16 protein-coding genes are annotated in these 12773 nt (G+C 42.5%); all 16 read right to left on the bottom strand.

The window, feature by feature from the left end:
* Positions 1–13: 13 nt before the first annotated feature.
* Positions 14–1450: a distal tail protein Dit gene (locus tag BLV00_RS08515; RefSeq protein WP_093044422.1), complete on the bottom strand. Its 1437-nt coding sequence runs from the start codon at positions 1448–1450 to the stop codon at positions 14–16.
* A 4-nt stretch (positions 1451–1454) separates the two neighbouring features.
* Complete coding sequence (locus BLV00_RS08510; protein ID WP_093044420.1) at positions 1455–3782, bottom strand: tape measure protein; 2328 nt, start codon at positions 3780–3782, stop codon at positions 1455–1457.
* Between the two features lie 39 nt (positions 3783–3821).
* Positions 3822–4076: a hypothetical protein gene (locus BLV00_RS08505; protein ID WP_093044418.1), complete on the bottom strand. Its 255-nt coding sequence runs from the start codon at positions 4074–4076 to the stop codon at positions 3822–3824.
* 95 nt (positions 4077–4171) lie between these two features.
* Positions 4172–4609: a hypothetical protein gene (locus BLV00_RS08500; RefSeq protein ID WP_093044416.1), complete on the bottom strand. Its 438-nt coding sequence runs from the start codon at positions 4607–4609 to the stop codon at positions 4172–4174.
* A gap of 12 nt (positions 4610–4621) precedes the next feature.
* Positions 4622–5428, bottom strand: coding sequence for a hypothetical protein (locus BLV00_RS08495; protein WP_093044414.1), 807 nt, complete (start codon positions 5426–5428; stop codon positions 4622–4624).
* Positions 5421–5642: a hypothetical protein gene (locus tag BLV00_RS08490; protein WP_093044412.1), complete on the bottom strand. Its 222-nt coding sequence runs from the start codon at positions 5640–5642 to the stop codon at positions 5421–5423. The genes BLV00_RS08495 and BLV00_RS08490 overlap by 8 nt, the downstream gene beginning before the upstream one ends.
* Positions 5643–5652: 10 nt before the next feature.
* A complete protein-coding gene (locus BLV00_RS08485) occupies positions 5653–6009 on the bottom strand; it encodes a hypothetical protein (RefSeq protein WP_093044410.1) in 357 nt (118 codons plus the stop codon).
* A complete protein-coding gene (locus BLV00_RS08480; RefSeq protein WP_093044408.1) occupies positions 6006–6410 on the bottom strand; it encodes a hypothetical protein in 405 nt (134 codons plus the stop codon). The genes BLV00_RS08485 and BLV00_RS08480 overlap by 4 nt, the downstream gene beginning before the upstream one ends.
* Positions 6411–6414: 4 nt before the next feature.
* Positions 6415–6771: a hypothetical protein gene (locus tag BLV00_RS21945; protein ID WP_093044406.1), complete on the bottom strand. Its 357-nt coding sequence runs from the start codon at positions 6769–6771 to the stop codon at positions 6415–6417.
* A gap of 4 nt (positions 6772–6775) precedes the next feature.
* On the bottom strand, positions 6776–7180 hold the full coding sequence (locus BLV00_RS08470; protein WP_093044404.1) for a DUF3199 family protein: 405 nt from the start codon (positions 7178–7180) through the stop codon (positions 6776–6778).
* Position 7181: 1 nt separating this feature from the next.
* Entirely contained in the window at positions 7182–7520 is a 339-nt protein-coding gene (locus BLV00_RS08465; protein ID WP_093044402.1) for a hypothetical protein, read from the bottom strand.
* Positions 7521–7533: 13 nt separating this feature from the next.
* Positions 7534–8619, bottom strand: a complete 1086-nt coding sequence (locus BLV00_RS08460; RefSeq protein ID WP_093044400.1) for a phage major capsid protein — start codon at positions 8617–8619, stop codon at positions 7534–7536.
* A 15-nt stretch (positions 8620–8634) separates the two neighbouring features.
* Entirely contained in the window at positions 8635–9039 is a 405-nt protein-coding gene (locus BLV00_RS08455) for a hypothetical protein (RefSeq protein ID WP_093044398.1), read from the bottom strand.
* On the bottom strand, positions 9039–10244 hold the full coding sequence (locus BLV00_RS08450; RefSeq protein ID WP_093044396.1) for a hypothetical protein: 1206 nt from the start codon (positions 10242–10244) through the stop codon (positions 9039–9041). Before BLV00_RS08450 ends, BLV00_RS08455 begins: the two co-directional genes overlap by 1 nt.
* A 14-nt stretch (positions 10245–10258) precedes the next feature.
* Entirely contained in the window at positions 10259–10489 is a 231-nt protein-coding gene (locus BLV00_RS08445) for a hypothetical protein (RefSeq protein WP_093044394.1), read from the bottom strand.
* On the bottom strand, positions 10482–12773 hold the full coding sequence (locus BLV00_RS08440) for a phage minor head protein (RefSeq protein WP_093044392.1): 2292 nt from the start codon (positions 12771–12773) through the stop codon (positions 10482–10484). The genes BLV00_RS08445 and BLV00_RS08440 overlap by 8 nt, the downstream gene beginning before the upstream one ends.

Below are 12773 nucleotides of genomic sequence, written 5' to 3'. Positions count from 1 at the left end.
ACAGTCTCACCTCCTACTTAAAACGCTGACGATAACGGGCGATGGTGTTAAAGGTATCAAATGGGAAGACAGTCAGCCGATTTTCACCAGGTACTAAGGGGAAAAAATCGGCCCCTAACGGGATTGCTTCATAAGGCTCGCCATTAATTAAAACCTCACCATTTTTGGTATGATCGAAAGTTATAATATCGCCCGTACCGGCAATATAAGGTATTTGAGCAGAGGTCAATAGATTGATTTTATCAACCTTTATGTTATTAACCTTCATGGTTGGCGCGTTATGGGACCATCTTCTGCCGAAATGAATTTGCACTTGGGCCACATTACGAGTGAACTGCTGCTCTTCATCAAAGTAAAATTCTCTAGAACGTGTATGATGACGGCCACTCTCTTTGACAATTTCCGTAATGTAACCTCCCCAACGCTTCCCTCGACGAGTAATTCGTAACAACCCTTTTATAATATTTCCACGATACCAACTCGGTTCTTCCTCAATGAAGTGGTACCCTACAGTGTTGTCCCCAGCCCGTACTACCCCTTTTCCGTAGGACCTACCAGTATAAGTGTCTTGAATCGATGCCTTCCCGACTATTTCATCGACTTCATCCAACAGATGAATTTCAAGCCTACCAATCAAGCCAGGGGCATCCATGGAGTTGAATTCAACCTCTGCTTCCACCCGGAAGTCCGTTAATACTTCCGATAGACTTGTCTTTAAAGCAGGGCCATGCCACCCTTCGGCGTACCCCCAAGTTTCTGGCACAAATCCATTTCCATCGCTGACAATAGTACCCTCGATTGTTCCGCCGTCAATATTATTCCCGTCAGTCCAGCCGACAGTGCTAGTAAGTGCATTATTTAAGAGAGTAGTATATTCTTCTACTGCAGAAAAATCCTCAATGTCTACCGGCTGGCCAATCATCATGTACTCATTGGATTGATTTTGCACCAGTGCGAAAGTGGTAGGTTTCAATACCTCCAACTCAAAAGTCGGTTCTGCCTCAGCTGTCCCTTCATTTGTAATAGAAACCACATCACTTCCCTGAAAATCAATGGGTAATTCAGGTCCGTATTTATAGGGATCCGGACAAATAAAGGTAATTATTCCTTTTCCTCTTTTTACGAGTTTATCTAAATCTAGTGTCCCATCAACGACTGCAAAATACGTTCTATCAGGCTCATCACTAAAAACTAGAGCCTCCTCTTTTTCAGTGACTAGCCAAGAAGCTAAATCTTCCTTTAAAACTTCTAAATCAGTAAAATCATCTGCTTTTACTAAAACTGGTATTGTAATTTTCCTTATCATTATATTGGTTTCTGACAAATATCCACCAGGCAGATCTGAAATAGTTACTATATCCCTTTCTATAGGTGCCCAAGCCGGCCTGGAACTCCCTCGTAATACGGTTAAATAGTTTTTGGTTACACCATTGAAAGACAATGCAGGCATTCAATCACCCCTCAAATTCTCCCTTTCTTTTCTTATCTCTCTCAATCATTTCTTGTATATCTTCATAAGTTTCCGATGCTAAAACTCTACTATTTAATGGCACCTGTAATACAATTGGTCCAATACTACGAAGAATATCCAGAACCTCTAAGTTATTATTGGTGGGCATTAACCCTGCAATTTTCGCCCCTATTGTTCCTAACACAGACTTGGTTAGTGGAAGTGCGGCCTCTGGTCCTGCTTCTCCAAAACCTTTCATTCCAAATGGCGTGTTAAATAATGTGGGCTTAGTAAAGATAGCTCCCTTGGCATACCAGTCTACGCTCAGTTTAGGCAGATCACCTTTAAACCAGTTCTTTGGATTCAAGCTTCCTGAAACGTTGAAATGAGGCATAGGAATGTTTGTTGTAAGGTTTCCAAAGAAGCCCTTAATCTGGTCAACCCATCCTTTAATTTTGTTTTTAGCTTTCCGAATAGGATTCATAATCGCATTCTTAATAGAGATGAACTTACTTTTCACGTTGGAATATAGCCCTTGGACGCGGTGTTTAAAGCCCGTAACCATACTAGAGATTCTAGTCTTCACACCGTTCACCATACTACTTACGGTCGAACGAATCGCTTGCCATAGGGAACTGAATATCCTACCTCCAAATGCTCTCATCGTATTAAAACGAGAGATCACATTGCTTACGAAGGACGAAATGGCATTGACTATGTTGGAGACAAATCGTTTTACAATTACCCACACATGCTTGTCCAGGTTTTTGAAGATATTCACGGCTTGCTGCCATAAGTTCCTAAACCAACCAATAGACTTGGTGGCAAATGCTTTAATTCCACTGATGATACGCCCGAACATAAGAAGATTGATCAGGTTCCAAATAAATTGAATGGCTCCAGAAAAGAGCTGTTTTACCCCTTCCCACATCATCGAAAAGTCTCCAGTAAAAACTCCGGAAAATATTTTAATTAGCCCCATAATCATACTGAGGGCACCTTGGATAACACCTTTGATATTGGTCCATACCATTTGAATTATAAACAGCACCGCTGGCATTATTGCTTGTATGATAGTAAGAATGAAAGTAAATGCATTCCGTACAGCTGTCATGATTTGAGCACCGTTTTCCTGCCAAAAAGAAGTTATCTGAGAAACAATGCTGCCAATGAATGCAACAATGTCATTCAGTAATGGCTGTAAAAATGGCCAGATGATTGCCCAAGCTTGCATAATGAATTGAGACATCATTTGGAATCTAGTAATTGTACCCTGTATAAACCCATTGATTATTTGCTTGATAAGATTTATGGCTGCTATGATTTGCTGTACCATAGCAGGAGATAAACCAAGCTTAATCAGTAAGCTTGCTCCCTCTTCTTGATTTCCAGCAAATATGGCGAATAGTGCCTTAAATGCATCCTTTGCCATGTCCGTATAAGTTTTCAGCGTATTCAGACCGTCTCTGACACCATTAAAGAAACCCATAATACGATTAGCCTTATCTTCACCAAAAGCTTCAACTAATGTATCCCCAGCTCCTTTCACATCTCCTTTAACCAGGGAAGCTAGAGAGCCCAGCAAAGGTACAACACCCTTTAAGCCATTCTTCAAGTTATCAAATAAAGGCCTGGAGAGTTCCCGAGCAATGGTCCCCATGGAGTCCTTAACGTTCGAGATCATACCGTTGAATGTTTTAGACTGGACTTCCATACCACCCTGATATCGCTCTTCCATCAAGGCAAAGAGGGCCTCGTTAAAGCCTTCCATATCCGTTATTTGCCCTTTGGCATTAACGACTTCTTTCTTACCCATCTCGGCTGACTTTTCTATGAGCATGTCTTTGGTGATACCGAACTCTTTTAGACGCTCCAGTTCGCCCGTTTGCGCATCTGCTACTGCCTCAACTGCTTGCATCAAAGGCTTACCCATGACTGCAGCCATATCACCAACAGTTCCTAAAGTATCTTTAGCAGATATGCCATAGGTTTCTAGCCTGGTGGTCGCTTCTACAATACCTGGAATCTCAAAGGGAGTCTTAGCCGCGAATTTCTCTGCCCAGGCTAAGGTATCAGCTGCCTTTTTGCTATCTTTCAACACAATGGATAAAGTATTTTGATATTGCTCCATCGAAGCATTAGCACCAATAGTAGCACCACTAGCCCTCTTTATTCCTTCACTTATACCTCGGAAGACAGCAATTCCACCAGCTACTCCTGCAGCTATTTTTCCGGTACTTTTCAAGAAACCAAAAAAACCTTTGACTTCCTTTCTTGCCTGCCGATCGTCAGCGGTGATCTTCACATTAGCTGAGCCAACATTATTCGCCATTACCTAACCTCCCTTCTATTCGAAATAAAAGCCCGAGCATTATCGCCCAGGCTTCCACCAAACGTCAGTAACATATTCAGATTTGTGTTCTTCGCCCAATTGAGGATTGAGTCTTTCGAGAGCTTCCTCGTATGGCAATAATAAATTTTCAGCCTCTTTCCCGTTATTGAAAATCACATCAAGGACCACCGTTATTCCTCGATGGATGCTCTCTGCCTGTGCCTGTTGCTGTTCGTACTTCTCCCGATCCACTTGCTTATATTTCCGATGTAGCCAGTGGGGAGTTTTATTCATTACATATTCCTCCGTGTAACGAAAGTGAGAAGATACTACCTCTATCATCCCTACTAACTCATCAATTAAGCTCAACCAGTCATTTTTAACCTCTTCTATTCGCTTGCGTCCGGAGACTGGGCTGCTCCTAGTGCTAGGGCCTTCGTATTGAACTTGGTCATCAGCTTCCGGACGTTCGTAAAAGCCTTCTCAATGTCTGTTTGCTCAACATAGGTAGTAATAATCTCTAAAGTATCAAAAGGATCCATTTCCAATGCCTCTTGATCAGAGATACCTAGTAGAATGGATAACAAATGAACGATCTGTTCATCTTTAAGATTAGAAACTACCACCGCCACCTTTTCAGCATCAGTAAGGTCAGGGTTCTCAATCGTTTCCTGATAGGTTTCGTATATCTTAATACCGTCAATGGCTGCGAACTTCGCAATTTGTATTATTTTTAGAGTAGATAATCTTGGTATATCTAGCTTTTCTCCAGACGAAAGAGTGATGGTTGCTAATGGCTCAATATCCAGTGAACGTATATCAGTCAATTCTTATTCCTCCTAACGTACTTGCTCGATTTCATAATAAACATTTTCATCTGTCGCAGTACCATCTTCCGGAAAAGCTTGCATACCTAATGGCAGGTATCGAGTACCTTTTTGAAAGTTCTGCTCCTTATCGTCTCCTGCCACCTTACACTTCCGGAAGACAGCCATATACATGGTTCCGTCCTTCTTCTGGTTAAGCAGAGCCAACATGATTGTTGGACGGTCTTCCACTGCACCGTAACCAATTTTCTTATAACCTAGTTCAGTAATAGGGGTAACCTCATCGGTAGTAGTGTAAGGCTGACCTACCGGCTCAACCAGGTAGATAGTGTCGCTCGCAATCTTGCTGACCTTCTTAATTTCTTCTCCAATTTGCAACCAGCCACCCTCTGTGAATTCAGCAGCGCTTGTAACACTCAATGTAGTTGCTCCTGCAGCGATATCATTCGTTAAGGTAGTGGCGGTTCCTGTAGTCGGCGGAGTCTCCACAATAGGACTACCAATTAAAGAAAGCTGGCGATTTTCAACTGTATTCTGAGCCAGCTGCGTAGATATAGAATGCGTCCACCCGTTAATATAATCATCGATTGGTGCAATGGACTGGTCGACAGGGATATCTTCTGTCTCGAAGCCCCTACTAATAGCAATACCTTCGTTTGTAGCACCAAGATCCTTCCAAGGTCCCTTTAAATCATAGGGGGAAGACAGGTCCATTACATCACTGATTTTCTCTGGAGCATCCGTACCATGGGGCGCCCATACCAATCGCCCAGGACCCCCTACTACTTCACTAGAATTAATTTTATGAATATCATTCATCAGGTTTCACCTCTTCAAAATCCCATGTAGGGTTATTTAATAACTTACTAGCTTCCCCAGCCTCGATTTCTTTACCAACCTCTAATTTTTGTCCAGGATAGATATCCAATCGAGGTTTCCGTCTGTCTTCTCTTTCAAACCGTAAAAAAAGAGCCCCATTACGCGAATGCTTGGGCCCCTTGCATATAATTGTCTTCTTCTCTTTTTTCGCCAAGTTAATCACCTCACGCTTCTAAATGATTCAACCGCATATAACACCAAAATTCAGGCTTTCCGGTATCTTCATCGATTGTAGGAATAGGGTTGGACTCCCTTATACATGACTCCACTCTAATGGGATCCAACTGATATGCATAACGTTCTAGCATGTTAATCGCTTTTACTATATTAAGTTCAGCAGTGATGTCATCGCCCGCACGGCTCAGGATTTGAAGACGACTGTAATCAGTTCCTCCAGCTGCTCGGATCAGTAGAGCAGGATAAATCTGGCCAGCAGGGAATCTGTTACCGATCACCGGCGCTTCCATCCGCCTTTCTAGTAATTGAACAGCTGCCGGAATTGGACTGACGTATTCAATCATGAAAATAACGTCCTTTTCGCTTGTGTCTCAGCAGCTTTTCCCATTCTTGATTCAGCAGAGTCTAGAGCGCGCCCCATGATGTTGTAACGTTTCTCCAAAGCTGAAGCGTAAGCCACACCAGAGCCTATATCAAGTGAAGTTTTATTTCTGCTTTCCGATAGCTGATGGAGAACGTCTGCTTCGCTGGCAGGAGATCCAGTATTATAGCCGATGGAATTAACATACAATCCCGTGACAATATGGTTATCGTTCCTTGTGATCATTTTTGCTTCATCGGCCCACACCTTACCAGCAGCCTCTACCATGTTCTTACGAGCTTCTTGTAACTTTTCGGGAAACTCTCTCTGGAAAAAATCATGGGCACGTTTATCAATTTTCATATCAAACGAAATATCCCCCATCCAATCACTCCTTCTTCAAAGCGACTTCAAAATGATGAAGTATCACTCTTTTATAAACTGGTTGAACATCCTCAATGAGATACGTATCCGCTGACACAATGTTAGAATGCTTGTCCCGTATATCACTTACCTTCATGCCAACTTTGACAGGTGACTCTGGAGGTAAAAATAAAATTGTTTCAGTAATAATATCTTCTCCATATTCATCACTGGAGGTTCGACGTTTCAATTTATCAAGTCGGCATAAAGCTCGCTCAGGCAAGGGTACATACTCGAAGACTGGCCGATTATAAGCGTCCTTTCCGGTCTCCTTCTCCTCCAACATTTCACAGATCATATTCAGTAACGATTTAAATCGCATATTATCACCTCGATGGCCCGGAAACTTGAAAGAAATTCACACCATAACTATGGGGAGTAAGGCTGTCCAAAATATTATCCAATTCAGAAATTCCTGTGTTCCCTCCTGGGCTTGCTTCCTTCATCAAATTGTAAGAGTAAGATCCGATTTTCTCGCTTTGGACCTGAGAAAAAGCTTGCTCTTTTGTTTCCTCCAGATTCTGATACCAAAGTAATTCCACCAAATGAATAGAAGCTACTTTCAAGTCTTCCAAGGTGCGGGTGTTTTCTTCATAGGAATAATCTCTACCTGTTGCCCTGAAAATCCACCTTTCAGCTCGAAGTAAATAATTTTCGATTTCTGTATCAGATAAAGAGGACACCTCATCAAAGGATGTCCTCTCTTTTACCTCTGCAGCAGTTGCAAACATATCATTTCACCTCAACGATGAAACCTGCTTCAATTCGGTCAATCAGTTCGGTTGAAGGGTTTGATGGCAGCTCTTTCTCCTGCTTTCCAGCCAAAGTAAAACCCTTCTCCGCATATTGAGTAGAAGGGTCTTTAAGCTTAACTATTTTATTTTCTTTTTTATTACCAGCATTTTCAGATGCAGATGAATTGCTTTCAACTTCCTGTTGTTTTTCTTCTCCGAGAGTTTCCTGAAGCTCCTCAAGCTGAGGTACAGTATAGTCTTCATCCAATCCTTCAGCAGTAAACTCTTTTTCCGGGAACTCTTCAATGATTTTCTTGATTAAATCAGGCTTTGCCATTTCCTATCCCTCCTTACCTTGCTTGATCAAGCGTTAGAATCATCCGTGCATTCTTCGCGAATGGTACATAGTCCGTAGACTTGGAAGCATAAGAGCCTTCCACTTGTGTTTTTACGTTTCGATCGTTTTCTACAGAAAGACCTTTATACTCATATTCAGCAAGTGCAAAATCTGTATCAACTAGCATAATTCGGTCATCAGGCATACGATCAGATACAAATGGCTTGGAATTTACCAGGTCAGGAATCTGCCCATTTTTCAATTCATTCAAGAAGATAAGGTTTCCATTACCTTCTTTCTGTTCAGCCCAACGTTCAGCAGTAGCAAGGTTCATAATAGCAAGCTTAGGAGTAAAACCGTAGGTGTCTTGCATGTACTGACCGGCATACCACATATCTGTGAGTTTAAAGTCATTCGCTGTCTTAACACCCAAGGTAGGAGCAGCATCTGTTCCATCTTTGTAATAACCATTCAGCAAACGTTCAATAGCCAGGTATTCGTCTGTACGTCCCATACGCTGACCACGGAGTGTCAGATGAAGGGATAGCATATCAATGTTCATGGATTTCGCTTCATCAGTGATTTCCACCCCTGCACCACGTTTATAAACACGAATGGTATGCTTATCATCGAGCTTGATGACAGCTACAGGAATAGGCGCTGCCTGTCCTACCAGTTTGAAGTCCAGCTCCTCTTTGTCTGGATCCTCCATGGTGTAATAGCCATAAGTCATTTGATCAATCGGAATCGTTTTGGCAACCAATTGATCAGCACGGCCGGTCTTGGTAAAACCCATACGAATGCCATCTTCAATAATGGTGTTGAACAGTGGCTTTGTGTTGTCATTCTCATAAAGGCTGCGAACAGACTCCAGGCCGATATCTTTAACACCCAAAGCTCGAATTGCATCCTTCAAAGTGACACCTTCAGCATCTAAATAAGAGCGAAACAAAAGGGAACTATCTTCTTTTACAAGAGAATCCCCCATAACAGCTAAGCGCTTATCTTCTTTTGCAATTTCTTTCATACGTGTTTTCAGAGCGCTACCGGTTTTAAGTTCCACCGTTTCGCCGCGCTTGTTTTTAATCTTTTTAAACATTCTCCAATTCCTCCCTTATGGTAATATAACTTCGACTTTTGAATTAGCAGCATCAACAAGTACAACTTTGGTGCCGTTATCTACTGCAGCACCACCCCCGTCAACTGCTTTCTTAACTCCACCATTAGCATCAGCAACTACAGAATCACCTACAGCAATTTCGCCGCTATAAGTGAATTCATTGGTCCTTGAAAATCCATAGGCATAGACGCCAAGTGGTTGGTCTTTGCTTTGGACCGCATGCTTGGCCAACAATTGAATTTCATCTCCATCAGCGCATTTCACAGCATGATAATCACCACTATTAGCAAGCTTTAAAGGAGTGCCAGCTTTGACAGGGGCTTCCTCCGTAGCTTCCTGAGCATAAACGGTGAGTGAAAGGCCGTAATCGTCCGGTAAAACTCCGCCACGTTTAAACATTATTTATCCTCTCCTTTAAAAGTTTCTGAAACAACCACGTCATCTGCTTCCTCATGACGTCCCGGATCATCCCGCTCGGTTTGACGGCCAGGTGTTAAAGAATCCTTAGCCAGCCTGTTGTAGGTCTCGATTTCCTCTTTGATATAATTCAGATCAGCAGAACAAGTGAGCATTTGACGATAATTATCCTCGTTGAAAGCATCTCCATGAGCACGTACCCGCGCTTTTACAGCTTCATCCACGGTATCAACAAAATATTGTCGACCTTGTTCAGCCTCACGCTTCAATTGCTTAATACCTTCAACTGTTGCAGCGTCGCCTAGTTCATTACGCAGCTGGACGTCCTCTGGTTGGCGAAAAACTTCACCCTCCCCGGACAACACCTCATATACAGCTCGTTTTTCCAACTCTCCCTTACTAAGTGCTTGCCTGATTTGTTCCAATAAGTTCATTGTCTGATTTTCCTCCCTTTTCGGCATAAAAATAGTAGTGTCTCCTCTCTCGAAACGAGTTTGGAAACGCTGCTCTAATTTGACGATTTTATCTTCAGGTAATTCTTTTTGATCTACGTACTGTCGGGCCTTATCGATATAAGCTCCAGGAGTAGAACCTTTATAAACTGTTGAGACTTCCCTTAGCCTCGCATCGGCCACCCACGCGAAGGATATTCTTCCTTCTTCATCTTCCAATCCAGGGATATGAGGACACTCCCAATCAAAGAGATCCTTTCCACAGGATCCACACTGGTACCACATCTTCTGGCCACCGAACCCTACAGACATATCACGAATAACGCCGCCTTTAATAGCTCGGATAGTATCGTTCGTTTGATTTCCATTCAGCGTAATATCACGTATGATGTACCAGCTTCCTCTGACTGAATTAAAATCATCCCCATTATCTGTGGCGGGTACTAATACCCCATCATAAGAACGTCCATATGGGTTAGTAAAAATATTATGACCTTCCTGCAATGAAACACCGTTCTTCAGATCCTCTGCATAATTTCGGAGAGTAGTAACAGGATCCATCCTGGTAAAATATGAATCCAATCGATCGTTAGAGCAATTACCTGAAAATGCAAAGATATCCTCTTCTTTTAATGGCTCCAGTGCCAACCTATTAATCTTCTCCATGTTTACTTCTGGACTATCATCAGTAGTTAATCTTACTGGCAAATGTAATACATTCGCTTCTTCACCCAAAATATCACCTCCCTTCACGGTAGTTGAATCATCTTCTTCACTCTTTGCTGAAGACCCTCATTAAAATCACTTAGTTCCTCAGCATTGAAATCAAAGTCTTCTGCAAGTGTCTGAATAGCTGAAGTAACCAGGACAGCAGCCATGTTCTCCTGGTGTTGCTGAGCAAACCTCGGTAAATCTTCAAAATTACTGAATGGCTTCTTCTTTTGTTCACGCTCTTGCCTTCGTCTTTCTGCTCTATTCACTTAACATCTCCTCCAGTTCGTCTTCTTCCTCTTCTAGAATCCGGGTATAGAAGCACCGACACTGTATGGTATTATCTGCAGAAGCTCCATGGGAAGTATCACCAGGAAACATTAATTCTTCCCCATCAACAATAAATGTTTCTTCAAACCTGACCGTCTGGCCATCAGCTGCTGCGTGTGCATCTCTAGTATTCGGCTGATGAGCACTGTGCCATGTTTTTCCGATAACCATGCCTGATTGATAGTCACCCTGAAATTGACCTGCTCTTGCTGCAGAGATGATTTCTGTTCTGGCAATCGTTTCGGAACGCGATTCACCAAAAGCATATTCTTCTTCAAGCGCTTCAATTGCTTTATCAATGGAATACTTACCATCAGCTACAACATCCCAGAGAGTCATAATCACGTACCGGTCTGTGGTTCCTTGAATTAGTTCTGCATCTCTTCTAGACCTATCACTTAACCACTCCAGCAGCTGTTCATCTGTGCGATCAAATTCCTTGCCCGGATCTATTTCAGCAAGAGAGGCTTCTCCTGCTAATATTGCAGCTTGTTCGAGCCAATCTCTTCCTTTATCGTCCCAAAGCTCCATTTGTTCCTCTGAATCTCTCAGAATGTTTACTTTCACCCAATCTTCAAAATCAGTGGTAGGTTCATCAGCACGGTCGGTGTTCATCCGTGTACTAGCACTTAAGAGAACTCTCGTTGGTGGTGTTTCAGCCTCTTTAATTCTTTCTTGATAGATTTCTTTCTGCTGTTGTAAGAGGCTTTGAAAATCATTTTTTGCTTGGGTAGTGATTCTAGCAATATCATCCGCCCATTCCGTCTCTAGTTCTTTCACAAACTCATCTTCCTCATCCGAATCAGCACGTGAGGCTTTCGTTTTAATACTCCTCGCCTGTTTTTGAACGCGAGTATTACGATTACCTCTAAATGGAATAGTAGGCGTCTGAGGCTCTCCTTTTGCTTCATGGCCAACAGCTGATATTGCAGCTTCGTCATTATCAATCCAGCCCTGCTGAACTTGTTTAATGAGCATATTCGTTTCCGTTAGTGCAGCAGTAGCTTCCTTTTGCCTGTCGGTGGTTCGTAACTTATTGAATGTTAAACGCGACCTGGCATTGACTCCATTCACTCGCAAAGAAAGGTTATACGCTTTCTCCATTACACGTTTGGTTGCTCGCTGTACACTTTCAATGCCAGCGACATATATCTGCCACTGAACGGTGCCATGAGTTTCTGTGGACCCTTCATTTCTTCCCAATAAAATAGGCAACTGCTTCAATGCAGTTACCACTTGTTGATTGATGACATCGATTATACGAGTAACATCCATGGACTTCTCTTGCGTACCGCCTTTGACATCAACGGTGACAGAATCCTGGTGAAAGAAGTTGTCATCAGGCTTTAAGTTCTTAAAACCTTCCTCTATTTTGCCAATGTAATCAAAAACGAATTTTTTCACAGCCTCCGGCCCTTGAGAAGTAACTTCCTGTGGAATGTTCTTCATGATAGCTTCCTCAGATACAGAAATATCGAACCTGGCATGGCCTTGGTGATGAGCGACAGCTTTTAAGTCACGTAAAACCTCCACCTGGAAGAAGATAATCTGCAATACTGGTAGAATCGGGCTCCTGCCATGCGGATCACCAATATCCGGATCAATCGGATAATAAAATACCTGCTCTCGATTCAAGACTTTATACGTGCCATCCGATTGTTTCTGAACCAGATCTAGTTCTCCAGACTCTTTGTTTCTTCTGAAGTCCAAAGTGGAAGGATCCACCGCATGAAAGTCTACTACTTCATTGAGCCCTTCATTCAATTCTACTTCCAGTGCAATAGCCCCTTGCGTGTAGCCGGTTAGGTTTAAAACATTAATCAGTTGGTCAGCACCTCCACCATATAAATGACCTACTCGCTTGGCCAGGTCATCTAAGATACCTTGACCTTGCTTATAAGGACTTCCTGAAGGTTTCAAGCATTCTAGTTCGTGTCCCTGGTTAGCTAACCTCAAAAAGTTCCAGATTGCCATAGAAGCATCTGGATTAATATCACGAATTAATTTTAGGGATTCCATTACGTCTCTACTCTTGAGATGATCCCTTTGTATTATCCCGTCATACCAGGCAAATTGCCTTTCCCATTTCTCATGGGTTTGCTTTCCGCTTTCTAACCGAGTGGCGATAGACTCCCTTAATCCAGTTATATACTTTCTATCCTGGCGTTTGCTTTGCCAGGATCGATACCTATCTAATAAATCCATTGATTCACCACCTTTCAC

It is taken from the genome of Thalassobacillus cyri (assembly GCF_900107755.1).
Taxonomy (GTDB): domain Bacteria; phylum Bacillota; class Bacilli; order Bacillales; family Halobacillaceae; genus Thalassobacillus; species Thalassobacillus cyri.
The sequence above is the reverse complement of the archived record's forward strand: the minus strand, read 5'-3'. Positions and strand labels throughout refer to the sequence as shown.

Coding starts and splice junctions, on each gene's coding strand:
- BLV00_RS08495 (WP_093044414.1), bottom strand. CDS start 5,428: ATGAATGATATTCATAAAATTAATTCTAGTGAAGTAGTAGGGGGTCCT.
- BLV00_RS08485 (WP_093044410.1), bottom strand. CDS start 6,009: ATGATTGAATACGTCAGTCCAATTCCGGCAGCTGTTCAATTACTAGAA.
- BLV00_RS08455 (WP_093044398.1), bottom strand. CDS start 9,039: ATGTTTAAACGTGGCGGAGTTTTACCGGACGATTACGGCCTTTCACTC.
- BLV00_RS08460 (WP_093044400.1), bottom strand. CDS start 8,619: ATGTTTAAAAAGATTAAAAACAAGCGCGGCGAAACGGTGGAACTTAAA.
- BLV00_RS08510 (WP_093044420.1), bottom strand. CDS start 3,782: ATGGCGAATAATGTTGGCTCAGCTAATGTGAAGATCACCGCTGACGAT.
- BLV00_RS08515 (WP_093044422.1), bottom strand. CDS start 1,450: ATGCCTGCATTGTCTTTCAATGGTGTAACCAAAAACTATTTAACCGTA.
- BLV00_RS08465 (WP_093044402.1), bottom strand. CDS start 7,520: ATGGCAAAGCCTGATTTAATCAAGAAAATCATTGAAGAGTTCCCGGAA.
- BLV00_RS21945 (WP_093044406.1), bottom strand. CDS start 6,771: ATGCGATTTAAATCGTTACTGAATATGATCTGTGAAATGTTGGAGGAG.
- BLV00_RS08505 (WP_093044418.1), bottom strand. CDS start 4,076: ATGAATAAAACTCCCCACTGGCTACATCGGAAATATAAGCAAGTGGAT.
- BLV00_RS08480 (WP_093044408.1), bottom strand. CDS start 6,410: ATGGGGGATATTTCGTTTGATATGAAAATTGATAAACGTGCCCATGAT.
- BLV00_RS08470 (WP_093044404.1), bottom strand. CDS start 7,180: ATGTTTGCAACTGCTGCAGAGGTAAAAGAGAGGACATCCTTTGATGAG.